The organism is Pseudarthrobacter sp. 01T43 (genome assembly GCF_056398665.1).
In genome coordinates, this window is record NZ_JBFTPV010000001.1 from 73,657 (window position 1) to 98,452 (window position 24,796).

Annotated in this window: 23 protein-coding genes, 1 tRNA gene and 1 riboswitch; of the genes, 13 read left to right on the forward strand and 11 right to left on the reverse strand. The window is 66.4% G+C overall.

What is annotated here, in order from left to right:
* Window positions 1-167: 167 nt before the first annotated feature.
* Window positions 168-1,136, reverse strand: a complete 969-nt coding sequence (locus AC1DIM_RS00320; protein WP_477708507.1) for a hypothetical protein — start codon at window positions 1,134-1,136, stop codon at window positions 168-170.
* A 219-nt stretch (window positions 1,137-1,355) separates the two neighbouring features.
* On the opposite strand from AC1DIM_RS00320, the gene AC1DIM_RS00325 reads away from it, so the two are divergent.
* The 7 genes from AC1DIM_RS00325 to AC1DIM_RS00355 all read left to right on the forward strand — a co-directional run bounded on the left by AC1DIM_RS00325 (window position 1,356) and on the right by AC1DIM_RS00355 (window position 10,984).
* Window positions 1,356-2,096: a response regulator transcription factor gene (locus tag AC1DIM_RS00325; protein ID WP_477708508.1), complete on the forward strand. Its 741-nt coding sequence runs from the start codon at window positions 1,356-1,358 to the stop codon at window positions 2,094-2,096.
* A gap of 11 nt (window positions 2,097-2,107) precedes the next feature.
* The gene (locus AC1DIM_RS00330; protein WP_477708509.1) at window positions 2,108-3,586 is read left to right on the forward strand and encodes a sensor histidine kinase; all 1,479 of its coding nucleotides are present in this window, start codon (window positions 2,108-2,110) and stop codon (window positions 3,584-3,586) included.
* An 82-nt stretch (window positions 3,587-3,668) separates the two neighbouring features.
* Window positions 3,669-5,060, forward strand: coding sequence for a bifunctional glycosyltransferase family 2/GtrA family protein (locus tag AC1DIM_RS00335; protein WP_477708510.1), 1,392 nt, complete (start codon window positions 3,669-3,671; stop codon window positions 5,058-5,060).
* The gene (locus AC1DIM_RS00340) at window positions 5,057-7,204 is read left to right on the forward strand and encodes a glycosyltransferase family 39 protein (RefSeq protein WP_477708511.1); all 2,148 of its coding nucleotides are present in this window, start codon (window positions 5,057-5,059) and stop codon (window positions 7,202-7,204) included. Before AC1DIM_RS00335 ends, AC1DIM_RS00340 begins: the two co-directional genes overlap by 4 nt.
* Before the next feature lie 3 nt (window positions 7,205-7,207).
* A complete protein-coding gene (locus tag AC1DIM_RS00345) occupies window positions 7,208-9,283 on the forward strand; it encodes an ArnT family glycosyltransferase (protein WP_477708512.1) in 2,076 nt (691 codons plus the stop codon).
* A gap of 220 nt (window positions 9,284-9,503) precedes the next feature.
* Window positions 9,504-9,665: riboswitch (cyclic di-AMP (ydaO/yuaA leader) on the forward strand.
* A gap of 5 nt (window positions 9,666-9,670) precedes the next feature.
* Complete coding sequence (locus tag AC1DIM_RS00350; protein WP_477708513.1) at window positions 9,671-10,375, forward strand: aggregation-promoting factor C-terminal-like domain-containing protein; 705 nt, start codon at window positions 9,671-9,673, stop codon at window positions 10,373-10,375.
* 165 nt (window positions 10,376-10,540) lie between these two features.
* Window positions 10,541-10,984, forward strand: coding sequence for a YdeI/OmpD-associated family protein (locus AC1DIM_RS00355; protein WP_477708514.1), 444 nt, complete (start codon window positions 10,541-10,543; stop codon window positions 10,982-10,984).
* Window positions 10,985-11,094: 110 nt separating this feature from the next.
* On the opposite strand, the gene AC1DIM_RS00360 is transcribed toward AC1DIM_RS00355, so the two are convergent.
* The 3 genes from AC1DIM_RS00360 to AC1DIM_RS00370 are packed head-to-tail and all read right to left on the reverse strand — an operon-like array spanning window position 11,095 to window position 12,969.
* Complete coding sequence (locus AC1DIM_RS00360) at window positions 11,095-11,469, reverse strand: VOC family protein (RefSeq protein ID WP_477708515.1); 375 nt, start codon at window positions 11,467-11,469, stop codon at window positions 11,095-11,097.
* Between the two features lie 60 nt (window positions 11,470-11,529).
* Complete coding sequence (gene upp / locus AC1DIM_RS00365; protein ID WP_477708516.1) at window positions 11,530-12,165, reverse strand: uracil phosphoribosyltransferase; 636 nt, start codon at window positions 12,163-12,165, stop codon at window positions 11,530-11,532.
* Between the two features lie 12 nt (window positions 12,166-12,177).
* The gene (locus tag AC1DIM_RS00370; protein WP_477708517.1) at window positions 12,178-12,969 is read right to left on the reverse strand and encodes a phosphatase PAP2 family protein; all 792 of its coding nucleotides are present in this window, start codon (window positions 12,967-12,969) and stop codon (window positions 12,178-12,180) included.
* 60 nt (window positions 12,970-13,029) lie between these two features.
* On the opposite strand from AC1DIM_RS00370, the gene AC1DIM_RS00375 reads away from it, so the two are divergent.
* A complete protein-coding gene (locus tag AC1DIM_RS00375; RefSeq protein WP_477708518.1) occupies window positions 13,030-13,533 on the forward strand; it encodes a nucleoside deaminase in 504 nt (167 codons plus the stop codon).
* Between the two features lie 16 nt (window positions 13,534-13,549).
* On the opposite strand, the gene AC1DIM_RS00380 is transcribed toward AC1DIM_RS00375, so the two are convergent.
* From AC1DIM_RS00380 to AC1DIM_RS00400, 5 genes are all read right to left on the reverse strand, one after another.
* On the reverse strand, window positions 13,550-14,824 hold the full coding sequence (locus tag AC1DIM_RS00380; protein ID WP_477708519.1) for a DNA glycosylase AlkZ-like family protein: 1,275 nt from the start codon (window positions 14,822-14,824) through the stop codon (window positions 13,550-13,552).
* Window positions 14,821-15,948: a glycosyltransferase family 4 protein gene (locus AC1DIM_RS00385; RefSeq protein WP_477708520.1), complete on the reverse strand. Its 1,128-nt coding sequence runs from the start codon at window positions 15,946-15,948 to the stop codon at window positions 14,821-14,823. The genes AC1DIM_RS00380 and AC1DIM_RS00385 overlap by 4 nt, the downstream gene beginning before the upstream one ends.
* 2 nt (window positions 15,949-15,950) lie before the next feature.
* Window positions 15,951-16,346, reverse strand: coding sequence for a 6-pyruvoyl trahydropterin synthase family protein (locus AC1DIM_RS00390; RefSeq protein WP_477708521.1), 396 nt, complete (start codon window positions 16,344-16,346; stop codon window positions 15,951-15,953).
* Between the two features lie 3 nt (window positions 16,347-16,349).
* Entirely contained in the window at window positions 16,350-17,393 is a 1,044-nt protein-coding gene (locus AC1DIM_RS00395; protein WP_477708522.1) for a zinc-dependent alcohol dehydrogenase, read from the reverse strand.
* 283 nt (window positions 17,394-17,676) lie between these two features.
* Window positions 17,677-19,125 (reverse strand): HNH endonuclease signature motif containing protein, encoded by a 1,449-nt coding sequence (locus AC1DIM_RS00400; protein WP_477708523.1) that lies wholly within the window; start codon window positions 19,123-19,125, stop codon window positions 17,677-17,679.
* A gap of 183 nt (window positions 19,126-19,308) precedes the next feature.
* On the opposite strand from AC1DIM_RS00400, the gene AC1DIM_RS00405 reads away from it, so the two are divergent.
* A tRNA-Ser gene (locus tag AC1DIM_RS00405) sits at window positions 19,309-19,398 on the forward strand.
* 331 nt (window positions 19,399-19,729) lie between these two features.
* Here AC1DIM_RS00405 and AC1DIM_RS00410 read toward each other — a convergent pair.
* Window positions 19,730-20,509: a type 1 glutamine amidotransferase domain-containing protein gene (locus tag AC1DIM_RS00410; RefSeq protein WP_477708524.1), complete on the reverse strand. Its 780-nt coding sequence runs from the start codon at window positions 20,507-20,509 to the stop codon at window positions 19,730-19,732.
* 268 nt (window positions 20,510-20,777) lie between these two features.
* Between AC1DIM_RS00410 and AC1DIM_RS00415 the strand changes: the two genes are divergently transcribed.
* The 3 genes from AC1DIM_RS00415 (at window position 20,778) to AC1DIM_RS00425 (ending at window position 23,109) form a co-directional block, all read left to right on the forward strand.
* Window positions 20,778-21,341 (forward strand): M23 family metallopeptidase, encoded by a 564-nt coding sequence (locus tag AC1DIM_RS00415; protein ID WP_477708525.1) that lies wholly within the window; start codon window positions 20,778-20,780, stop codon window positions 21,339-21,341.
* 122 nt (window positions 21,342-21,463) lie between these two features.
* A complete protein-coding gene (locus AC1DIM_RS00420) occupies window positions 21,464-21,859 on the forward strand; it encodes a hypothetical protein (protein ID WP_477708526.1) in 396 nt (131 codons plus the stop codon).
* Between the two features lie 65 nt (window positions 21,860-21,924).
* Window positions 21,925-23,109 (forward strand): cation:proton antiporter, encoded by a 1,185-nt coding sequence (locus AC1DIM_RS00425; protein ID WP_477708527.1) that lies wholly within the window; start codon window positions 21,925-21,927, stop codon window positions 23,107-23,109.
* A gap of 1 nt (window position 23,110) precedes the next feature.
* Here AC1DIM_RS00425 and AC1DIM_RS00430 read toward each other — a convergent pair whose 3' ends face one another.
* Window positions 23,111-23,455 (reverse strand): hypothetical protein, encoded by a 345-nt coding sequence (locus AC1DIM_RS00430; RefSeq protein ID WP_477708528.1) that lies wholly within the window; start codon window positions 23,453-23,455, stop codon window positions 23,111-23,113.
* A gap of 191 nt (window positions 23,456-23,646) precedes the next feature.
* Between AC1DIM_RS00430 and AC1DIM_RS00435 the strand changes: the two genes are divergently transcribed.
* On the forward strand, window positions 23,647-24,726 hold the full coding sequence (locus AC1DIM_RS00435; protein ID WP_477708529.1) for an NAD(P)H-dependent flavin oxidoreductase: 1,080 nt from the start codon (window positions 23,647-23,649) through the stop codon (window positions 24,724-24,726).
* Window positions 24,727-24,796: the final 70 nt, after the last annotated feature.

Sequence of the window (24,796 nt, forward strand, 5' to 3'; positions counted from 1 at the left end):
GAAATCGTGACCTGTGATGGAATTTTCTGAAACTTCACGCGCTTGACGTAAAATCGGCGCATTGCCAAGGTCCCTTGTCCAATCACCCCTGGAGATTTGTTGCAGGCGGGCACGATTTATCGAGCGCCCGCGCCTCCCAACGAGGCCCCTACGGGCCCCTACCAGCGCTAGTTCGTGGTGGTTCCCGAGCTAGGGGCGGCGGACGTCCCGGAATTCGGGGCAGTGGAGGTGCCGGACGTTGCCAACTGGATGGCCTCTGCACTGTAGGAATCAGACCCCTTGAGGGCGGTCACGCGGACGCTCGCACCGGCCGTGACATCAGACAAGCCGAGCGTGCTACCGGAGGATCCCCCGCGCTGCCGCATTCCCTCCGAGACCTGGACGCCGGAGCCGACGGTGTAGGTGCGCGTGAAGCCGTCGTCACTTTTGACGGTCAGGGAGCTCCCCGAGATGCTCGTGACGGTTCCTGTCTGGCCTGCCATGGTCACGTAGCTGGAGTCCTGGAGGATCACGTACTCAGAATGGATGGCCGCACTGAGGCCGCCCATTCCCATTCCCAGTCCGCTGGGGCCGCCGTTCATTCCGCCTGCGGCACCGCCGGGCCCGGTCATGCCGCTTTGGCTTCGGGGACCAAACTGGCCCTGGGCACCCCCGCCCTGCCCGTTGGCCCCGCCCTGGCCGTTGGCCGCAACCGCACTCGAACCGCTCCCGGCCGCATAGGCGCCGGCGCCCGCTGCAGCAGCAGCAACAACCACCGCCACGCCCCCTACAACCATGCCTTTCTTCGCAGTCCAGGTCCTGTTTCCGGGGGCACGTGAGGCAGCCTGCGGGGAGTACCGCTGGGGTGCGCCCCAACCGGTCCCGGCATTCCCACCCTGCTGGGCGGCCGGCGTCGTACCCCAGGCAGGGCCTGACTGGCCCGGAGCGTCCCAACCTTGGGCAGGCTGGCCTTGCTGCGCAGCGGGCGGGCCGTCCCAGCCCTGCGTCCCCTGGTGGGGCGCGGTTACCTCCGGCGATCCTTCCGACGTTCCCTCCCAGACCGGGCCAGGCCCGCCTTGCCCGGTCTGTGCCCGTCGCTGTGGCTGCCCGTTGTCCGCTGCGGCCCCCGGGACGGCGCTGTTGTTTTCCTGCTCCATGGCTTTTCTCCTGAGGAAGTCGGTACTGCTGGTGACGATTTGTCCCAACAGCGTCTGCCGCTTTGCTGTGTGCGTGCTGTGCGGCAGGGCACATCTGCCTGTGACGTGTCTGCCGCAGCCCTGCGTACGCCCACACCGACAGGTGGCTACGCTGGAACTCACAGCACGCACACAGGAACCGCAAAGCACCGGCACACCGGCAGATCAGAGAGTTGTCCCATGGCATCCCCGCACTCCATGACCAACAACCTTCCGCAGCTCACGCACCCGGACGGCTCGCCGATCCGCGCCCTCGTGGTGGACGACGAACCCAGTCTGTCCGAGCTCATGAGCATGGGCCTGCGTATGGCCGGCTGGTCCGTGGCCATCGCAGCCGACGGGCCGGCCGCCGTGAAGCTGGCCAAGGACTTCCACCCGGACGTCCTGGTGCTGGATGTGATGCTGCCAGGGTTCGACGGCGTGGAGCTGCTGGGCAGGATCCGCACCTTTGCGCCGGAGGTACCCGCGCTTTTCCTCACAGCCAAGGACGACGTCCAGGACCGCATCGCCGGGCTGGCCGCCGGCGGCGATGACTATGTCACCAAGCCCTTCAGCATGGAAGAGGTCCTGCTGCGCCTGCACCGCCTGGTCCAGCGCTCCGGCGTGGCCGCCATGGACACCGCGGAACTGGTGGTGGGCGACCTGACCCTGAATGTGGACACCCGCGAAGTCACCCGGGGCGGCGACGAGATCCAGCTGACGGCAACGCAGTTTGAACTCCTGCGCTACCTGATGGAGAACCCCAAACGTGTGGTCAGCAAAGCCCAGATCCTGGACCAGGTGTGGGACTACGATTTCGGCGGCCAGGCCAACATCGTGGAACTGTACATCTCCTACCTGCGCAAGAAGATCGAGGCCAACCACCCGCCGATGATCCACACAGTGCGCGGCGCCGGCTACGTCATCAAGCCCGCAGACTAGCCGCGCTCCGCATGTCCGCTCTTTCCGGTGTTCCCCGGCATTCCGGCCGCTACTGGCTCAACCCTTCCACCTGGCACCTCCGCACGCGCCTGATTTTGCTCTCGATGGCCCTGTTGGTGGCCATCTCCGGCGCCATCGGCGTCGTCAGCTACGCCTCCATGGACGTGGTCCTGACCAACCAGCTGGACGCGCAGCTGATGCTGGCCTCCCGCGGCCGGCCGCCCGAAGGCAACCCGTCAGGGCGTCCCGACCCCCTGGACGCCCGCGGGCAGAGCGTGGGAACGCTCAATGCGCGTGTAGTGGGCGGGCAAGTCAGCAAGGAAGCAGGCTTCCTGTCATCGGATGCAACCCGCACGGCATTGGCTTCCCGTGACATCACCATCCTGCAGGCGCTGCCCCACAACGGCGTCCCGATGGACCGGACACTCTCCACCGGCGACTACCGGCTGATGGCCACCGAGACCCCCTTCGGCGACGTCGTCATCACCGGCCTCCCGCTGGCGACAAAACACGCTACGGAAGCCTCGCTGGTACTGACGATGGTGCTGGTGTCGTTGGGCGGGCTTGTCCTGATCGGGCTTGCCGGGACGGCGCTGATCCGCCGCACCATGCGTCCGCTGGAGCAGCTTTCCGACGTGGCCACGAAGGTGTCCAAGCTGCCGCTCGACGCCGGTGAGGTGGCATTGGCGGTCCGCGTGCCGCCGGCGGCTGCCCACCCCAGCACGGAAGTCGGCAGCGTTGGACACGCACTGAACCTCATGCTGGACAACGTCTCCAGCGCTCTGGAAGCGCGCCAGCGCAGTGAAACGAAGGTGCGCCAGTTCGTGGCCGACGCATCCCACGAGCTGCGCACCCCGCTGACAGCCATCCGCGGCTACACGGAGCTGATGCGCATGACGGAAACGTTCACCGAGGACGGCCGCAAATCGCTGGGGCGGGTGCAGAGCCAGTCCGAGCGCATGACCACGCTGGTGGAGGACCTCTTGCTGCTGGCCCGGCTGGACGAAGGCAAGGCTCCCGAGACCACCGATGTGGACCTCACCCAACTGGTGGTTGAGACCGTCAGCGACGAAAAGGTGATGGCCCCTGACCACGTCTGGCAGCTGAGGCTCCCGGAAGAACCCATCACCGTCCGGGGAGACAACACCCAGCTCCACCAGGTCCTGGCCAACCTGCTGTCCAACGCGCGCAAGCACACGCCGGCCGGCACTACCGTTGCCACGGGCGTGATGCGGTCAGCCGATGGCAGCGTTGTTGTCACAGTCACCGATGACGGGCCGGGAATTCCGGCGGAATTCCAAAGCAGGATCTTCTCCCGCTTCGCCCGCGCGGACGCCGCCCGCTCCGGCTCGGAGGGCTCGTCCGGGTTGGGGCTCTCCATCGTGGAGTCCATTGTGGAGGCGCACGGCGGGAGTGTTGAACTGACGTCCCGGCCGGGCAGGACCGAGTTCGCCATCCGGTTGCCTGGATCCAAGGTTGCGGCAGCCTGAGTCCAGCCTGTCAGCTGACTTACACAGGCATGTCACAGGTTGCACCTAAAGGACTCAAATGAGCCGGCGCCACTCTTGACTTATGACGCTCACCGACTCCACCTCAGGAACCCTGCCGGACGCCGCAGTGGCGCCGCTGGGCCTTCCGTCCCCGCGGGCCACCGGACGGCGTGCCCCCGTGGACACCCGGACTGCCGTCCCTGTCCTCGATGTCACCATTCCCGTCTTCAACGAGGAGCGTGACCTGGCGGAATGCCTGCACCGGCTCCACGCCCACCTGCGGGAGTCCTTCCCGCACAGCTTCCGTATTACCGTGGCGGACAATGCCAGCACGGACGGAACACTGAAGATCGCCGAACGCCTGGCCCGGGAGCTGCCGGAACTCGTGGTGGTCCACCTCGAGGAAAAGGGCCGCGGCAACGCGCTACGGAAAGTGTGGCTGGCCTCGCCGTCGCCCGTCCTTGCCTACATGGACGTGGATTTGTCCACCGATCTGGCCGCGCTGGCACCCCTCCTGGCTCCGCTGATCTCGGGGCATTCGGACCTCGCGATCGGCACGCGGCTGACCCGCAACTCGCGGGTTGTCCGTGGGCCCAAGCGGGAATTCATCTCCCGCGGCTACAACCTCATGCTCCATTCCTTCATGGGTGCCAGGTTTAGCGACGCACAGTGCGGCTTCAAGGCCATCCGGGCGGACGTCGCGCAGCAGATCCTGCCCTACACCCTGGACAACTCGTGGTTTTTCGACACTGAGCTCCTGGTCCTCGCCGAGCGCTGCGGCTTGCGCGTCCATGAAGTCCCGGTGGACTGGATCGACGATCCCGATTCCAGCGTTGACGTGGTCCGCACCGCGCTGGCCGACATGCGCGGCATGGCCCGGCTGACCCGGGACCTGGTCTACGGCCGCATCCCCGTGCCGGAATTGCGTGCCGCTCTGGCCCGCGGCCCGCTGCCGGCTACATCCCGCGCCGCCGAGCAGACCCGGGTGGGCAGCCTCTTCGGCCAGCTCGTCAGGTTTGGTGCCATCGGCGCCGCCTCCACGCTCGCCTACCTGCTCATTTTCCTGTTCTGCCGCGGCTTCATGGACCCCCAACTGGCCAACTTCCTGGCCCTGCTGAGCACCGCGGTGGCCAACACCGCCGCCAACCGGCGTTTCACCTTCGGCATCCAGGGCGGCAACCCTGTGCGGCACCATTTCGAGGGGCTGATCGTCTTCGGCATCGGCCTGCTGCTCACCTCCGGGGCGCTCGCCGTGGTGCACAGTACGACGACGCCGGACCGTTGGGCAGAAGTCCTCACCGTGGTGGGCGCCAACCTCGCCGCTACCGCCGTCAGGTTCCTGCTGTTCCGGCTGTGGGTCTTTCGCGGGCCGGCAGCCCCTGCGTCCCTCGGTTCGCCGGCAGCTCCTGGGCCGCCCGCTGTTCCAGCGGCCGCAGCCCCCATCACCACTTCGACGGAAACGGCAGCATCATGACCTCCACCATCACCCCGGCAGCCGGCGGATCCGCCTCGGGTACGCCGCCGACAGCCCCTGCAGGGCAGGCCGCCACCGCACATGCCGGACTTTCGGTTCCCGGCGCCGCGGGTCCCACCACCCGGTGGACCCGCTACGCTTTCGGCAGCCAGCCCCGCTGGGTCCGGCCTTCGGCGGTGGGCCTCCTGGTGGCCACGGCCATTCTCTACCTGTGGAACCTCGCGGCCACCGGATATGGCAATTCCTTCTACGCTGCTGCCATCCAGGCCGGAACCAAGGACTGGACGGCTTTCCTGTTCGGTTCACTCGACGCCGGCAACGCCATCACGGTGGACAAACCCCCTGCTGCGTTGTGGATCCCTGCCCTCGCCGGCAGGATCTTCGGCTTCTCTTCGCTGAGCATGCTGGTGCCCGAGGCACTCATGGGGGTGGCCGCCGTCGGCTTCCTCTACCTGACCGTCAAACGCGTCTCCGGACCGGGGGCCGGCCTGCTGGCCGGCGGCGCCCTGGCGCTGACGCCCGTGGCAGCACTGATGTTCAAGTTCAACAACCCCGACGCCATGCTGACCCTCTGCCTGGTCCTCGGGGCGTACTTCACCACCCGTGCAGTCGAGCGGGCGGGCTGGAAGTGGCTCGTGGCCGCGGGCGCAGTGGTGGGCCTGGCATTCCTCACCAAGATGCTGCAGGGATTCCTGATTGTTCCTGCCCTCGGACTCGCGTACCTGTGGGCGGCGCCCACCACCTTCGGGCGGCGGCTGCTTCACCTGCTCGGCGCACTGGTCGGCATCGTTGTAGTGGCCGGCAGTTATGTGGCACTGTTCCAGCTGACCCCGGCATCGGCACGGCCCTACATGGCGGGCTCAACCACCAACAGCTTCCTGGAACTGACCTTCGGCTACAACGGGTTGTCCCGCATCACCGGCTCCGGCGAGGGTATGCCGGGCGGTGGCGGCGCGGGGGCCCCAGGAGGTGCTGGCGGCTTTGGAGCCGGGAACGGCGGGTTCGGCGGGGCCGCCGGCCTGCTGCGCATGTTCGGCACCAGCTTCGGCAGCGAGGTGTCCTGGCTATTGCCGACGGCACTGGTCCTGTTGGCAGCCGGCCTGTGTTTCACCCGCCGGGAAGTCGGCACGTCCCGTACCCGCGCTGCCCTGATCCTGTGGGGCGGCTGGCTTCTGGTCACGGCCGGCGTCTTCAGCTTCATGAGCGGCATCGTCCACCCCTATTACTCCGTGGCCCTGGCTCCGGCAATCGCAGCCCTGGTGGGAATCGGCTCCGTGGAGCTGTGGCGTGGCCGCGCGTATTGGCCGGCCCGGATCGTCCTGGCCGTGGTAATCCTGGGCAGTTCCATCTGGTCCGCGGCGCTTCTGGGCAGCGATGCGTCCTGGCTCCCGGGGCTGCGCATTGTCATCGTCGTCCTCGGCATCCTCGCCGCCGCAGCGATTATCCTTCGACTCGACTCCCGGGGCGCAGCGGGCAGGTTCCGGCACGCCGGAACCGCGGCCGTCGTCGTCGTATCCCTYCTGGCCGGGGGCCTCGGAACGGCTGCRTGGACGCTGGCGACTGCTGCCACCGCGCACTCAGGATCCATCCCGACGTCGGGCCCTGCAGGCTCCTCGGCGGCCGGCTTCGGTAACCGGGCGGCCGGGTTCCGGAACGACCGGGGCGGCACCGGCGCTTCCAGCGACAGCGCTGCGGGCGGTTTCCCGGGCACTGGCGACCCCATTGGAGCGGCCGGTCCCGACGGCGGCGGTGCAGCCGGCGGACCCGGCGGCAGCAATGCAGCCGGGGGGCCCGGCGGCGAAGGAACGGCGGATTCCGCGGTGACCGCATTACTCTCCGCCACCACCACCAAGTGGTCCGCGATTGTCTCCGGTGCCACCCAGGCCGCCAGCCTGGAACTCGCAACCAACACCAGTGTCATTGCCCTGGGCGGCTGGAACGGCGGCGATCCATATCCGACTCTCGCGCAGTTCCAGGACATGGTGTCCAAGGGAGAGATCGGCTACTTCATCGCAGGCGGCGGCATGGGCGGTGGGGGCATGGGCGGCCGCGGCGGCAACTCCGAGGTGGCCGCATGGGTGCAGGCCAACTTCCAGGCCCGGACCGTGGGCAACTCCACCGTGTACGCGCTGACTAAGCAGTAAGCCATGGCCATCCACTTCTCAAGCGACGCCACCGGCGAGCCTCAGCAGGCAACGGGCGGGGCAGCCAGCGGCCCCGAGCCGGGCCGTCCCCCAGCTGGCCGTTCGCAGGGCGGCCGTCCACGACACCTCCGGGAGCACGTGGAGTTGGCGGCGGTTCTGCTGGCCACGGCGGTGCTGTACCTCTGGAACCTGGGAGCATCAGGCTGGGCCAATGCGTTCTACTCCGCGGCAGCCCAGGCCGGCTCACAGGACTGGACCGCCTGGTTCTTCGGTTCCTCAGACGCCGCCAACTCCATCACCGTTGACAAGCCCCCGGCCTCGCTATGGATCATGGGCCTGGCAGTCCGTCTGTTCGGCTTGAGCTCGTGGAGCATCCTGGTGCCCGAAGCATTAATGGGGGTGGCCACCGCCTGGCTGCTGTATCTCGCGGTACGGCGGGCCGCGGCACCGGCCACTGGTGATACCCGGCTGGCGCACCGCGCAGGCCTGCTCGCCGCCGTGGTGCTGGCCACCACACCGGTGGCCACGCTGATGTTCCGGTTCAACAATCCCGATGCCTTGCTGGTACTTCTCATGACTGCCGCCGGTTACGCGACGCTCCGGTCCATCCAGGACGGCAAGGTGCACTGGCTGGTGCTGGCCGGGGTGTTCCTGGGCTTCGGCTTCCTCACCAAGCAGCTCCAGGTGCTGCTGGTGGTTCCCGGTTTTGCCCTTGCCTACGCCGTGGCGGCGCCGGGAGGAATCGGCCGACGCCTGCTCCGGCTGGCGGGGGCGGGAGCAGCCATGCTGGCCTCCGCCGGCTGGTGGCTCCTCGCTGTGGAGCTGACGCCGGCGAATCTGCGACCCTACATTGGCGGTTCGCAGCACAATTCGATCCTTGAGCTCACGCTCGGTTACAACGGTTTGGGCCGCCTGACCGGCGACGAAACCGGCAGCGTGGGCGGCGGAAACGGCTGGGGGATCCCCGGCCTGTTGCGGATGTTCAACAGCGAATTCGGCGGCCAGATCGCGTGGTTGCTGCCTTCCGTCCTGCTCCTCGCCGCCGGCCTGCTGTGGGTTGGCCGCCGCGCACCGCGCACGGACCCTGTGCGCGCCTCGGTCATGGTGTGGGGCTCGTGGGTGCTGGTCACCGCGTTGGTGTTCAGTTTCATGGCCGGCATCATCCACCCGTATTACGCGGTGGCGCTGGCGCCCGGAATCGCGGGGCTGACCGGGCTGGGCGGTGTCCTTCTCTGGCAGCACCGGCGGCAGTCCGTCGCGGCCCTGCTACTTTCCGCTGCAGTCGCGGCTGCGGCATTGATGGCCTTCGACCTGTTGGGCACTACCGCTGCATACGGTCCGTGGCTCCGCTGGCTGGTTCTGATCGGCGGGCTCGCCGGCGCCGCGGGTGTGCTGTTTGGTAGGCTCCTGCAGATCCGTTTCGTTCAGCGGACGACGGCGGTCCTCGCCGTCGCGGCATCCCTCGCGGGTCCGCTGGCCTTCTCGCTTTCAACTGCGGCCGCGGCCCACAGCGGCGCGATCGTCAGTGCCGGGCCGCTGACAAGCGCAGGCGGTTTCCGTCCTGGCGCGACTGCGGCGGGCGGATTCGGTGGCGCTGCCGGCGGGGCGCGCAACGGCTTCGGCACCAACGGCGTTGGCCCCAACGGCACCGGGCAGGGCGGATCCGGTCAGGGCGGCCCCGGGGGGAACGCCGGCGGCGGTAATCGGCAAGCCGGCGGAATGGGTGGCCTCCTCGGGGCAACCACGCCGTCGTCCGAGCTTGTTGCAGCGCTGAAAGATGGTGCGTCCGGCTACACCTGGGCAGCTGCCGTCGTGGGTTCGAACAACGCGGCCGGCTACCAACTGGCCACGGAACTACCGATTATGGCCGTGGGCGGCTTCAACGGAACAGACCCCTCCCCCACCGTTGCCCAGTTCCAGGATCTGGTGAGGCAAGGCAGGGTGCATTACTTCATTGCCAGCGGGAATATGCGGTCCACCAGCGGATCGGACGCGCCGTCCCAGATAGCCCAATGGGTGGCGGCGAACTTCCCGGCGCAGACCATCGGCGGCACCACGGTCTACGCCTTGGCCGGATAGACCGGAATGGGCTGAGTAAGCCCGACGGACTGAAAACGGGTTGGCGGCCGCGAAGGGGCCGCCCCCCATTGTGGCGGTCACAAAGCGCGCTTGCCGATCGACGCAAGGCAACACGCCGCCGTCGTGATCCTCGTTACCGAAATGTGACTTAATCGCCATGCTCCTGTACCGTCGATAGAGTGCGGATCCCGTTCGGGCCGCACATCCGGATGACGCCAAGCTCTGCCGCTTCCCGGATTCCGTTCGATCGAGGCAGAGGCGGGGGACCCAGAGTCCCGGGCTTTTATTGTCGCCCTTGGGGTGAAGCCAGCACGTGATCTTCCGTGTGGCCGGATGCCCTCATCCGAACCCGACAGCTAACTCCGCAGGTGTGAGAGGCGATCAACCATGTCTGAATCCAAGGTACAAACGCGCCCGCAGGACGGGTCAACCAAACTTCGCAACCGAATTCCCTCGCTGGGACAGCGTGCAGCCGTGCTCGGCACGGCGTGCGCCCTCCTGATCGGGTTGGGTGCAGCGGGCCAGGCGTCCGAATCCGGCGCGCTGACAGCGGTCAGCGATACCCAGAAGCTATCCACGGCCGACGTCGAGTCGCAGCTGACAATGGAAAAGGCCGAAATGCAGGCCAAGCCTGCGCCGGAACCCGCCGCTCCTGAGATCAGCGTTGCGCCGCAGGCCGCCGAGCCCGCACCTGCTCCCGCTCCGGCACCAGCGCCCGCTCCTGCACCAGCTCCCGTTCCTGCAGCTGCCCCCGCACCGGAGCCCGTTCCTGTTGTGGCCGTCAATGACCCCGCCGGAGCCCAGGCCTACGCCGCCGGCCAGCTGGCCAGCTACGGTTGGTCCGCTGACCAGATGCAGTGCCTGCACACACTGTGGACCAAGGAATCCGACTGGACCACCACAGCCACCAACGCCAGCAGTGGCGCGTACGGCATCGTCCAGTCGCTGCCAGCCGAGAAGATGGCGAGCGCCGGGGCGGACTACCTCACCAATTACCGCACGCAGATCAAATGGGGCCTGAACTACATCCAGGAGCGCTACCAGTCGCCGTGCGGCGCGCTGAACTTCCACCTGTCGCACAACTGGTACTAAACCCCATTCTGTCCTGAGCCCTACTCTTCGAAGTCCCGCCAGGATGCAGCAGGCCCTGAACCCCCGGTTCAGGGCCTGCTGTTTTTGTCTCCCCGCCGCCAGCCAGCCGTCCCGGCAGCCCCTGCTTCCTTCCCATGCTTCGGGCCGCCGGGTCATACTTGGCCCATGAAATTCACCACCACCATCATCGGCAGCGGCAACAAGGCAGGCATTGATGTTCCCGAGGGGGTGGTCGCGGCACTCGGGGCAGGCAAGCGTCCGCCCGTGGTGGTGACCATCAACGGCAAGAGCTACCGGAGCAGCATTGCGGTCATGGGCGGGCAGTATCTAATTGGAGTGAGCACGGCGAACCGGGACGTCACCGGCGTAGCGTCCGGTGACACGGTCGAAGTGGACGTTGAACTGGATACCCAGCCGCGCATCATCGAAGTCCCGGACGACCTCGCAGCCGCCCTGGCCGCCGACCCGGCCGCCCAGGCGTTCTACGGCACGCTGAACTACAGCACACAGCGCCGGTACGTGGAGCCGATCGGCGACGCCAAGACAGCGGAAACTCGGGCTCGTCGGATCATGAAGGTCGTAGCCGACCTCAAGGCCGGAAAGAAATGAGCCCCCGCCAATGCGTCCACCGCGCTGCTGCGTCGCCCAGGCGAATCAACCCCGAGGCTTCGCAGCCCTGGGCTTAGGTTCGCGGCCCGTGGCTTAGGCTCGCGGGGAGCTTAGGGTTGGCGGCCCGGAATGTACTGCACGGCCCACTTGTTGCCGTCGGGATCTGCAAAGTACACAAAATGGCCCCAATCCTGCACGTCCACGTCACTCACGTCCACCCCGTTGTTCTTGAGGTGCTCATGGGCGGCCTGGATGTCGGGGACCACCATCTGCAAGCTCGGGGCTGTGCCTGGCGGGGCGTCATTGAGCCCTTCCCCTATGCAGATCGAGCAGGCCGAGCCGGGCGGCGTCAGCTGGACAAAGCGGATGCCGTCGCTGGGCCGCTCGTCGTAATCAGCGTTGAACCCCACCTTGTTGACGTAAAAATCCTTCGCGCGGTCCACGTCGGATACAGGGACAAAGACAAGCTCGAGTTTCCAGTCCATCCGCACAGGCTAGCGGCGGGCTCCTGAATCCGGAAGGCCTTTTTGCCGTTGTGCCGGAAACTAGCCGGCGATGCCGTAGAGGCGGTCTCCTGCGTCGCCGAGCCCCGGCACAATGTAGGACTTCTCATTGAGCTTTTCGTCGATGGAGGCCAGAACGATGGTGACGTTGGAGTCAGCAAGTTCTTCTTCCAACTTCGCCAGGCCTTCCGGCGCGGCCAACAGGCAGATACAGGTGACGTCCGAGGCGCCGCGCTTGAAGAGGAATTTGATGGCTTCGCGCAGGGTGCCGCCGGTGGCCAACATGGGGTCCAGCACAAAGATCTGCCTGTCGGTGAGGTCCTCCGGCAGGCGTTCGGCGTAGGTGATGATGTCCAGGGTTTCCTCATCCCGGGCCATGCCCAAAAAACCCACCTCGGCCGTCGGGACCAGTTTGGTCATGCCCTCGAGCATGCCAAGGCCGGCGCGGAGGATGGGGACCACCAAGGGAGTGGGCTTGGTGAAGGCGGTGCCTATGGTGGTGCTCACCGGCGTCTCGATGGTCACAGGCTGGGTGCGGACATCGCGGGTGGCCTCGTAGGCGAGCAGGGTCACCAGCTCTTCCGTCAGCATCCGGAAGACCGGAGACGATGTGTTTTTGTCCCGCAGGACGGTGAGCTTATGGGCGACCAGCGGGTGGTCCACAACAAGAGTGCGCATGGGTCAAAACTATCATCCGGCGTTGCCCTTGCCGTGCCCGGTAATGCCGCCCTCCTCCACCACATCACGCACCACGGGCCGGTCAAACGTGGGTGCAGGCCCACGGTGTTCACGCCGCCGGAAGAAATGGAACAGGCGGTGCGCCAGGATCACAATTCCCACCCAGGCCAGGCCGAGCAGCCAGGCGGCAATGACGTCGGTGAGCCAGTGGTGGCCCAGGAAGACTCGGCTCAGACCCATGGCAATGATGAACAGCGTTCCGCCGGTGATCAATGACACCCGGACCAGCGTCCGTTGGAACTGCAGGCATGCCAGGTAGACCACCAGTCCGATGACCACTGTGGTGTTCAGCGTGTGGCCGCTGGGAAAGGACGGCGAGTTTTCGTAGGGCGGTACCGCATCGGCGTGGTCCGGCCGGGTGCGTCCCACCAACTTCTTCCCCACCGTGGTGGCAGTGATGGAGAACGCCGCGGCGCCGCCCACCAGGATCAGCGGCCGCCAGGTCCTTCCCAGGTACGTCAGCCAGGCGACAAGGATGCTGCCAAGAATCGGCATGCCGATCCCGCCACCGATATTCGTAAACCCTGTCACCACCGAATCCAGCCAAGGGTTCCGCAGGTCTTCGGCATACGACAGGGCAGGTTTGTCCAGGTTCGCCAGGCCGGCCTCGTCCACCACGTTGTCATACACTTCGGCACCCAAAACGGCCAGCGCCACAATGATCGCACCGCCAATCAGAAGCGTGATCGTCAACGCTGCATAGGGCCCAAACCATTTCCTCAACCGCTGCGGGAGGGTATCCACGTGGTGCTCCTGGCGTTAGTGCGTGGCAAACCGGATATCCATCGAAACTATCATTGAGCCATGGCGCCCGGCGAAATTAAACACAGCGAGTGGATGGGCCTTGCCCTCGACGAAGCCCGCCTGGCTCTGGCCACGGAGGATGTACCCATCGGCGCTGTTGTTATCGGGCCCGACGGCGGCGTGCTGGGTTCCGGCCGGAACCAGCGGGAGGATCTGGGTGACCCCACCGCCCACGCGGAGGTGGTGGCCATCCGCCAGGCGGCGGAGAAGCTGCGTGCCCTGTCGAAGCTCGATGGAGGCGCCGGGGACGGCTGGAGGCTAGCGGACTGCACGCTCGTGGTCACCCTGGAGCCGTGTGCCATGTGCGCCGGCGCCGTAGTCCTGGCCAGAATTCCCCGGGTGGTTTTCGGCGCCTGGGATGAGAAGGCCGGAGCGGCCGGCTCGGTGTTCGATGTCCTCCGCGAGCGCCGGCTCAATCATTGGGTGGAGGTCTACGGCGGCGTCAGGGAAGACGAGTGTGGGGCCCTGCTGAGGGATTTCTTCGCCGCCCACCGCAGGGCCTAACCGCCCACCGCAGAGCCTAGGCAGTACCGGCGGCGTTCAGGGCGTCGATCCGGTCCCGGCGGGATGCCGGCGAGTCCAGGCTGAAGGAGCGGAAGTCGCCCAGTTCATCCCGGATCCACGCCTCCACTTCGGCGATGCGCCGGGTAACCGCAGGTGTGGCGCCGGCGAAGAGCCAGTGGGCAATTCGCGATTCTGCGGGATCGTACTGCCACAGCCCGATGATCCGGCCGCGGTCCAGAATGGGATGGTCCGGAAGGTCAGCCTGCAGCGCCAGGGTGGAGTTCAAGACTTTCTTGTCCCTGTCGGGTTCAGCGAACAGGTCCGCTGAGTTCCGCCTGAGCAGAACCAGCGAGTCTGTACCGGCGAGTAACTGGATCTGTTCCTCCGCAGGCGGGCCAAACGCAGCGAGGCGGCCGACGTCGTCGGGCATCATCCACAGCACCTCACCGTGAGCAGTAGCGACCTCCACAGCACCAATCGCGGCGAACGCTGCCTTGGTGTGCGTCAACGTGAAGCCCGTGAACCACTGCGACTGTTTGAGCGTGGCGCCGCCGGTCCAGCCGAGGTAGCGCTCCAGGAGCAGGGCGCGGGCCGCGTCGTCGTCCATGGCTGCGCGCGGCAGCCCCCACAGCGTGTAGGCGTAGCGCTGCTGGTCCAGCCGGCCGTTGACCGGCACACGCCGGATCCGGCCATCCGCCTGGAGGAGCCCAAGGGCCGTGGGCAGCGTGGTGGCGGCGCCCTTCTTTTTGCCTTCCTCGCCCAGGTTCCGCACCGAATCTCCGAGGAGCTCCCTGAGCTGCTTGGGGTCCAGCGGGCCACCGGCTTCGGCCAAGGCGTGGAGGATCTGTTCCTCCAGGAGCGTGACCTCGCCGCGTTCGACGCCCATCCTGGCGAGCACGCGGAACGGAGCCACAGCGGCATCGCGGCCGATCTGAAGCCCCCACGCGAAGTCATCCGCGCCCAGGACGTAGGTGCAGCGGCGGGCGGTGGGCAGCTCATGGATCTTGAGGGCCAGGACATCGGCGTCCGCCTGTGCGCGGCTGATGCCCGCGCGCGCAAAGAGAGTGAGATACGGGTTGGCCCCGCCGACAGAGCGTGCCCAACCTGCCCTGGTGAAGACGTCAGCGGCGTCAGAGCCCTGCAGCGAACCGTCGAGCCCCTGTTTGTGCCAGGCCCACGCCCTGAGCAGCTCAGGAGTAAGGTTCACCGGAGCCGGCAGTTCTCGAGCTTGGGACTCTGGAGCAGCCAAGTGCGGATTGCGGCTAACGGCGGGGGCTGCGTGCGTGGTCATGCCCCATTGTCCACCGGTGGGGGCGTGGAGAGGATGGCCGCCACTTTTTGTGCAGTCGTGTCCCAGCCGGGCAAATGGTCCCGGGCAGCAAGGGCCGCGGTTCGCCAATCGTCGCGGAGCGCGGGGTCTGACAGCCAGTTCCGGATGGTCCCTGCGAGAACCTCCGGCTGGTTGTTCTCACTGCCGGCAAGTACGACGGCGGTTCCTGGCAGGGCGTCCGGCCCGCCTCTGAATGTGCCGTCACCTTTGCGTGTGCCGGCCGGCGCGGTCACGGCCCGCGCCGTAATGGCCAGCGCCTCCACGGCCCCGGTGCCGGCCCGCACGATGACCGGGATTCCGCGGGCCAGCGATTCGGTCACCACTAGGCCGAACGACTCGGCCTGCGACACGAGCACGCTCAGGTCCGCCCGGTTCCATTCGTCCGCCAGGGCGTTTCCGGCGAGCTGGCCTGTCAGCCGAATCCGGCTGTCCAATCCGTGCGAGCTGATGGCCGCACGGATCTCCGCCGCGTAGGCGGGGTCGGCATCCTCCGTGCCGACCAGGGATGCCGTCCAGGCCAGGTCCTGGAGCTTGGCGAGCGCCTCCACTAGCAGCAGCTGGCACTTGTTGGGCAGCAGCGCCGCTACCGAGACGATGCGGGCGGGGTCCGAACCGGCAGCAACCGGCGCGGAATCCGTACCGGGCAGCGCCACACGGCTGGCCGCGATGCCGTGCCGTGCCCTGACGTGGTCCGCGGCCGACGTACTGCTGCAGATCACGCCGGCGGCCGCCTGCAGCGCCCTCCGTTCGCCGTCGACATGACTGGGGAACGGCATATGGAGCAGGATCCAGGCGCTGTGCCCCGCAGCCGCGGCAGCCTCCAGTTCGTCAGGGGCGCCGCAGGCGATGAGCCCATCCACCACGGTGACCGTGGCTGACATGATCCGGGCTTCTGGTTCACCGGCTCCCAGAAGGCTGCCCAGCCGCCGTCGTTCACTGATCCCGGCGTCCGGCCAGTCCCCATCCACCGAGTGCACCTCAACGTTGACGCCCAAACTCTGCAGTCCTTCGGTGAGGCGTGCGTTGTAGACGTTGCCGCCTGAGTTGTGGCGGATGTTGCCGGGGGCCAGGAACCTGACATGCACGGTCAGGCGGTCAGGTCCAGGGCGTACGTAGCCCAGGCGTCAGGATTTTCGCGCAGGGTGACGTCGACGCCGGCAAGCTCGCGACCGTCAGCGTCGTCCTTGATCTTGCCCGCCACAGCTTGGGCAATGTGTTCGGCCAGCGCCTCGGTGGTGCTGAGTTTGCCGGCGAAGTCCGGGTGCTCATCGAGGTTGGTGTAGTTGAGCCCGGCCAGGACATCGTCGATGATGCCGCCCGCGGCTCCGATGTCCAGCACTATTGCATCCTGGTTCAAAGCACGACGCCGGAATGTCACCTCCGCCACGAAGGTGGCCCCGTGCAGGGCCTGTGCGGGGCCGAAGACCTCGCGCGGGAGGCTGTGGGCGATCATGAAGTGGCGGCGGATGGTCAGGCTGAACACGGGCTACGTCCTGTCTTGGGGGTCTGGGCTACTGGACTTTTCAGCGTTGGGGTATTCGATCACGTGGCAGAGGGCTTCGAGTCTTCCGCTGGCCAGGTTCTGCACCACGTCCGGCAGGTCCGTGAAGGGCGATGTGCCGGTGAGGAAGGCATCAAAAACGGGGTCCTTTAGGAGAGATACTGCCAGACTCAGTCGGTCGGCAGTGGTCCGCCGGTGCCTGCGTGCCCGGGCCACAACGCCCACCTGGCTGGCCCTAATGGAGAGCCGGCGGGCATGGAAGTCCTCGCCGAGCGGCAAGGTGACGTCGCGGTTGGCGTACCAGGACATTTCAATGACATCGGCCTCGTCGCCTGCCAGTTGGAGGCTGCGTTCCAGGCCCTCCTGGGAAGCGGAGCAGTGAAACACGATGTCGCAGTCGGTTTTGGCATCGTCCGGGTGGGCAAATTCCACGCCCAGTTTGTCCGCCAGCTGCTTCCGTTCCGGGTCCAGATCAACGAGCTGCAAGCGGGCCAAGGGGAACGTACGCAGGAGCGTGGCCACCGTCCCGCCGACCAGCCCGGCACCCACGACGGCGATCCTGTCCCCGAGCCTCGGTCCGGCTTCCCAGAGTGCGTTGATAGCTGTTTCCACCGTCCCCGTGAGCACGGCGCGGCGGCTTGGGACGCCGTCGGGAATCCTGGTCAGCGCGGCGGTGTCGACGACGTAACGGTCTTGATGCGGTTTCAGGCAGAAGACCTTTTGGCCTATCCATTCATCAGGGCCCTGTTCCACGATGCCGACGGACAGGTAACCGAACTTCACCGGCGAAGGGAACGAGCCCTCCTGGTGTGGCGCGCGCATGGCCTCGGCCACCCGCGGCGGCACGGAGCAGGTGTGAACCACAATTTCCGTGCCTTTGCTGATGCCGGAGTAGAGGGTACGGACCAGCGCCTCCCCGGGTCCCGGGACAGGCAGCAGCTCATCCCGGAGTTCACCTTGTTCCGGGCCAGTGGTCCAATAGGCCGTTGCCTGAGCTGCTTGAAGAGTTCGTTCGCCTGATGTAGTCATCTTGCTTACGAATCTAGTCCGATAGAGGCCAATGCAGGTAGTAGGTACCCAGGGAGGAAGCCGCGATTCACCAGCGGTCCCAGGGACTGCTGGGAGTGGATCCCGGTGCGGAGGGGCAGCGCAGTTGGACAGATCGCAAGATCAGAAGCCCCATATGGCGGATGTGTGGCGCTGCCGGCAGACGTGTGGCGCTGCCGGCGGACGTGTGGCGCTGCGCGCCCGTGAGTACCGGAGCGAATGGCCCACGCCTATTGTTCGAGCAGCACGTTATTCGAGGAGCACTCTATTCGAGGAGCACCGGATCATGTCGTGGCGGCCGACCCAGCGGCACTGGATCTTGTGGCACCTGACCTGAAGACACCTGGAAAGCTACCGACCGTTGGGCATCGTGAACATTCCCATCTGGCCAGTGGGGTGGTTCCCAGTCGGGTTGTTCGCTTTCGTAGTGGCGGCCGGACGGTGAGATCCAGCCTGGTGGTTTGTCTTGGGTGGCTTCGGTGGGTGTCCAAGGCGTGGTGTGTCGCAGCTTGTGGTGCTTGCGGCATGGTTGGCCGAGGTTGGAGATCCCGGTGGTGCCGCCGTGGTGCCAGGCGACGAGGTGGTCCGCTTCGTTGTCCAGGGACTGGTTGGAACAGCCAGGGAAGGGGCATTTGCCGTCCCGCATCCTCAGCCATTGGCGCATGGCTTTGGGGATCCGGTAGCTGGTCCTCCCGATCTCCAGCGGCGCCCCGTCGCGGGGGTCGGTCAGGACGCGGTGAAACGACTGGGCACCATCGGCAAGGAGCGTACGGGCCATGGATGGTGGGATGGGACCGTACCCGTCCAACACGGCGGGCTCCTCGGTCAGGCCCATGAGCGCGAACACCGGCACGGTGATCAGGACCTGGGCTTTCGGGGAGGGGACCAGGCCGGCTTCCCCGCCGAGGAGCCAGGCCGCTGCGGTGTCGGCGCGGAGTTGGGTGAGGGTCCTGGCCTCGGTGGGGCCCTGCATTGCCCGGGAGGCGGTGGTGGTCCGCTCCCAGATCCCGGCTGCCGTGTCCGCGGGCAGGTAGGCCGAAAGCCAGGCCATCCCGTCCCGGTCGGGCGAGTACTCCAGGCGACGGTCCAAGGCACTCTTGGTGTGGCGTTTTTCGATGCTGTCCGGGTGGTGCCGTTCCCGCCAGGTCCGGGCTTTGGCCCGGAACCGTCCCGCAACCATTTCCCCGGCAGGGCCGCGTGCCGGGTTAGGCGCGTCCGGGTCCAGGAAATGGGCCTCCAACGCCTTCGCGCCGGCCTGATCAAGACTGAGGGTTTCATCCACCACGATCCGGGCATGCTGCCACGAAATCGTCCCCGCCCGCAGCGCCGACAACGTCAACGGCAGCGCTGTGGTCAGTTCACGTGCCTCGGCCAGCAGAGTGGCAGCGGCCGGCTCCCTGACCGTCAGCACACACGCGACCTCGGCGATCACCGACATCTCCTGTCTAGTGTGGTCCGCCGGCGATAGCGCCGGCCCCGCGATCATGCGGGCAGTGGCGGCGAAATCAGCCGCAGCATAAACCTTCAAGGCAGCCACCGTCGCCTCAGCCCGCGAGAGCGTGGCCAGCGCTTCCAAACACTGATCCGCCCGCCGCCGCAACGGATCAGCAGCACACGAACCCGACGCTTCGTCCCCCTCCCGGAGCCGCACGGCCAGCTCAGCGAAAGTCCTCGACAGGTCCTCCGCCGTCTCCGCCGCCACTGTGCTATCCATACCCCAAGCATCACGGCACGCACGCACAAAATGGTCCAAGCAAACCGCCTATGTGGATAACCGGGCGCTGCCAGAAACAGGAGGCCCCGCCGTCGTACCCCCGCTCTGAAGCAATCCGGACCTGCCCACAAATCACGAGCCGTTTTGGGGATGTGAGCCATGCTCCGGTACCCTATTCAGGTTGGTGACGTGTCCGAGCGGCCGAAGGTGCAACACTCGAAATGTTGTTTGGTGTCAAAGCCAACGTGGGTTCAAATCCCACCGTCACCGCCAAGTGAGAAAGGCCCTGCTTCCCTTCTAAAAAGGGAAGCAGGGCCTTTTGCTTTGATCCTGCACCCGCTCTGGCAACCCGGACGGCCCCCTCCGCGGGTCCTCTCAGGGAGGAGCTCGGATGGCTGGATTGACGGCGGCTGCCTCGCCGGGGCGGTAGCGCCTGCGGAGTTAGCAGACGCGGCGATAGAAATCGACGTATTGGGTTACCTCGGGTCACCGAGTTGAGGCACTCAGCACTATAGAGCGTGGCGATCAGCGCGAGAAGCCGGAACTCCTTCCGCTTCCGTGACTGTGTCCGTTGCAGCAGTGTCGCTGACTGGCGTTGCGGGCGTTAGTGCTCGGCGCTCGCCGCGGCCGCCTTCTTGGCGTTCTTCTCGGCGTCCTTATCGGCGCGCAGAGCCTCCGTCTCGTGCTGTTCCTCGGCTTTTTCGCGGTGGATGACCTCGGCGAAGAGCTTTTCCATCTCCTTGGCCACGCCGGCGGCTGAGGCCGGGTTCTGGCCGGTCACCAGCCGGTCGTCAACCACGACCATCTCCTCAAAGACCCCAGCGAAGACGTGGGTGGCGCCCTGTTCCTCCAGGCGGTCTGCCAAGAAGAACGGGATGACCTTGTCCTTCCCTGCGGCAACCTCCTCGTCGTTGGTAAAGGCCGCGACCTTCTTGCCCTCGACGAGCCGCAATCCGTTGGCCAGTTCCACGTTCAACAGGCCGGCCGGCCCGTGGCAGACCGCGCCCACCAGGCCGCCGGCGTTGTAGACGCTGGCTACGAGGTTCTGCAAGCCTTCGCTGTCCGGGAAGTCCCACATGGTGCCGTGGCCTCCCACGAGGTAGACGGCGTCGTACTGTTTAGGATCAACGACGTCGACGCGGGCAGTGTTGTAGAGCCCGGCGCGCGTGGTCTCGTCCTTTGTGAACGCGACCTGGATGGGATCTTCTGAGTCCACCTCATCACGCGGGGGCTGGCCGCCCTTGATGGATGCGAAGTCGACGAAATGCCCGGAATCCTTGAAGACCTTCCAAGGGTGTGCAGCCTCGGCCACGTTGTAGCCGGTCTTCTCTCCCGTGTCGCCGATCTCGGAAACGCTGGTCAGTACCATGAGGATTTTCTTCATGAAGTGCTCCTATCGTCCAAGTTCCACCCTACGCTCAGCCCAATTCAGGAGATCTCGTCCAGGCCCGTTGCCTTGATCCCAGCGAACCGGGGACCATGTGACTATGACTCGCCGCACAGCGCCCTTCCTGGCAGGAACAGCAAGCCTCAAGAGCATCGGACCCGCCCACGGCTCTTTTAGGGGTTCCCCGCGGCCTGCAGCGGATGCAGTTGTTCTCGAGCTGCCTTTTCGGGGTAGTTGGCGGGTGGAGAACAGCCCCGCTCGCCGTGTGCCAAGCCACGGTACATACGCTTTCGGGACCTCCCATGCGATCGACTTCGTCGCGGTCAATGATGCGGGCAGGTCCGCGCCCCGCACGTGGCGCTCCCTCGTTGCTGCGGAACGCCCTGAAGTATTCATCGGCTTCGGGCAACCGATCCTCGCGCCCTTGTCCGGGACGGTGATTTCTGTCCTTGACGGCCAGCCGGATCACGAAGGTCGCCGCTCACAGCTGGCGCTCGTGGCATACACGCTGGGTCAGGCGGCACGGATCCGCGCGGGTGTTGCGGCCGTGGCCGGGAATCACGTCGTGATCGCCGCAGGTACTGACGGCCCCTTTGTGCTGCTTGCGCACCTGCGCCAGGGCACGGTCCAAGTACGCGCGGGGCAGCCAGTGAAGGCGGGCGATCCGGTCGGCCAATGCGGTAATTCCGGCAATAGCACCGAGCCGCACGTGCATGTCCAGGTAACTGACTCGACTGACTGGCAACGGGCCCGCGGAGTGCCCCTTGCCTTCCGCGGCCCTGACGGGACCGTGTGGGTTCCCGGGGAGTCTGAAATCGTCAAGACCTGATCCGAGCCTCCTGCCAACCCGGGCGCGGACGATATCGGAGGCGGACCGTTGACCGTCCTGTCGGTGCGTACGTACTGTTGAGCACCATCATCCGCACCCGCTGACCCACCCAGGAGAACGCCATGCATGGTGAAGACAAAAGCGAAGTGCTCTGGCTGCCCGCGCCCGAGGACCAGGATTATCCGAACGCTTCCAGCTACCTGTCCCTGCTGGGTGCGGACGACGTCGTCGGCACCGTTGTCTCGGCGCTCAGGGATGCCCCCATCGAGCACCGCAAGGCCAAGGACATCCTGAGGGCCGCCCGGTTGGTGTTGCTGCCGCCGGACAACGCCCATGTGGCTGCGGACCTGAAGAAAATCAAGGACGGCAAACGGCTTTCCCCCATCCTGATGGTCCGCGGCGACCTGGCCGGCGGCGTTCCCGCGCAGGTAGCGGACGGCTACCACCGGGTCTGCGCCAGCTACTATACGGATGAGAACACGGACATCCCGCTCAAGCTGGCGCCCCTTCCCCGGTAACTGCTGCCCGCCGCCACACAGCGTTCCCCGGAACGCCAGTCAGAGAACGCCAGCAGAGGAGGCATGTGTCATTCCTTCAGCTTTCGCTGATCGCCACCGTTGCCCTGCTCGGGCCGCTGCTGGCACTCCCCCAAAAGTGGCACCTTCCCGTGGTGCTGGGGCAGCTTCTGGCGGGGATAGCCATCGGACGGACAGGGCTGGGGCTGGTGGATTCCAGCGATCCCACATTCACCTTCGTGGCCGACGTCGGATTCGCCTTAATCATGTTTGTCGCCGGGTCACATGTTCCCGTCCGGGATAAAGCAATCCGCCCTGCCCTCGGTGCGGGCGCCCTTCGGGCAGGCATAGCCGCAGGGCTCGCCGCCGTCGTCGGAATCCTTGTTGCCCTGATTTTCGGCACTGGCCATGCACCTTTGTACGTAGTTCTGCTGGCGTCCTCGTCAGCGGCACTAGTGCTGCCAATTATCGACTCCCTGCGGCTGGCCGGGCCCAAGGTCCTGACCACCACGGCGCAAGTGGCCATCGCCGACATCGCCTGTATTGTGGCTCTTCCGCTCGCCGTCGACCCACCAAACGCCGGGATGGCGGCCATCGGGGCCGCCGCCGTGGCCGGCTGCGCGGCGGTCCTTTACTTTGTGCTCCGCGCCCTCGAGAGCAGCGGCACCCGGGCCCGGCTGCACGACATGTCCGAGGACCGGAAGTTCGCCCTCGAGCTGCGCATCCAACTGGCTTTGCTGTTCGCGCTGGCGGGGCTGGCTGTTGCCGGGCACGTCTCCATCATGCTGGCCGGCTTCTCCTTCGGCCTGGTGGTCGCAGCCGTCGGTGAGCCGCGGCGCCTTGCGCATCAACTATTTGCTGTCAGCGACGGCTTTCTTGGGCCCGTGTTCTTCGTGTGGTTGGGCGCGTCACTGGATTTGCGTGCCTTGACAGGCAGCCCCCGGATGATCCTGCTGGGGGTGTGCCTGGGCTTCGGTACCCTGCTGGTGCATGGAAGCCTGCGGCTGCTGGGCCAACCGCTGCCGCTGGCGATCATGACGGCATCGCAACTCGGTGTTCCAGTCGCCGCGGCCACCATCGGCTCACAATTGCACCTGCTGGAGCCGGGCGAAGCTGCGGCCATGATTCTGGGTGCCCTCATCAGCATCGGAGCCAGTGCCGCCGCCGGCTCCCAGGCGGCACGGGCGTTCGGGAAGGGCGCGCCGCCAGCTCCCCATGGTGCAAGCCCGCACCCACCAAAGAACGCGGTGTAGATCAGAGCTTGTCCGTTTTGTCATCTCCCCGGTGCCCGCCGCCGCGGAGGTTTTCCTGAACCTTCCCGAAAAGATCCTTGATGGTGGACTCGGTGTTCGTGAGCATGTCCGGCTGCAAGTACACGTTCTGGCTGCCCGGGAGGCTGTAGCTGGACTGCAGGCCGCCGCTTCCTTCCACGCCGCGCAAGGCGATGGTGACCCCGCCTTCCTTCCGCGCGATGGCTGCGATCTTGCCGAAAACCAACGTGAATTCGTCCGGCTCGAAGCTGACAGTTTGCCCAACATGGGTTCGGTTGAGTTCGCTGGCCAGAACGGCTTTCTCGTTGCCAGTCCCTGAGTAGTTCATGGTGTGTCTCCTGAGATTGTCGGCGACTTACGCGAGCAGTTTAGCCCGGGCCCCTGACGGGGTACATAGGCCCCCACAGAGCCGACAGGGCCCACAGGGCCCACAGGGCCGACAGGCCATACGGGCTTGGGGTCCGGCACGTGCCCTGCGAGACTGGAGCCGAAGCCACCAGCGACCTTCCAGGAGCACACATGACGCCGGAGCACCGTACCCCCACTCACCGGAACCGCCTCACCGAGCTGTTTGGCACGGAGATTCCGGTGGTCCTTGGACCCTTCGGCGGAGTGTCCTCCGTGGAACTGACCGCAGCAGTGAGCGACGGCGGTGGGCTGGGTTCCTACGGCCTCTACGGCTACGGTGCCGACGCCATCCGTGACACCGCCGCGCAGCTCAGGAAGGCGACCGCCAAACCGTTCGCCCTGAACCTTTGGGTTCCCACCGGAGACGAAACAACCTCGCTCCCCCAAACAGACTTCGACAAGTACGCAGCAACCCTGAAGCCCTACTTCGACGAGGTGGGCCTGCCCCTGCCGGCCATGCCCGACCGCTACATGCCCGACTACGACGAGCAGGTGGCAGCCACGCTGGAGTCGGGTCCCGCCGTCGTCAGTTTTGTCTTTGGCGTGCCGGCTCCGGAACTTGTGGAGGATGCCCACCGGCGCGGAATCGTGCTGGTGGGCACTGCAACCACCGTGGCCGAAGCGGTAGCGCTGGAAGCGGGCGGAGTGGATGCCGTGGTTGCCAGCGGCATGGAATCCGGCGGGCACCGGGTCTCATTCCTCAAACCTGCCGAAGAGTCGCTGATCGGCACGTTTGCCCTGATCCCGCAGGTGGTGGACGCCATCAGGATTCCGGTGATCGCTGCCGGCGGCATCGCGGACCGCCGCGGCTACGCAGCCGCACGCGCGCTCGGCGCCGACGCAGTGCAGGTGGGCTCAGCCTTCCTGGCCACCCGGGAATCCGCTGCCGTCCCGGCGTACCGCGCCATCCTTCACAGCCCTGCCGCCAGCGAAACGGTGCTGACGCGCGTCCTCAGCGGACGGCTGGCCCGCGGCATCCCCAACCGCATCATCCGCGAACTCTCCGAGGCCGCGGGAACCGCCCCGTTCCCCGCCCAGAACTGGCTAACCGGCCGTTTCCGGCCCCAGGCGGCAGCACAGGGAAACACGGAGCTGATGTCGCTCTGGGCAGGCCAGGCCGCGCCCCTGATCCGACACGACTCCGCCGCTGACGTCCTCGCCGAACTTCTCGCCGGCAGCCCTGTTTTGTAAGCTCGATATGCCTCCGGAGATCCCGCGGGCAAACGCGGGGAACCCCCGCCACTGGACCGGAGGCAAATCC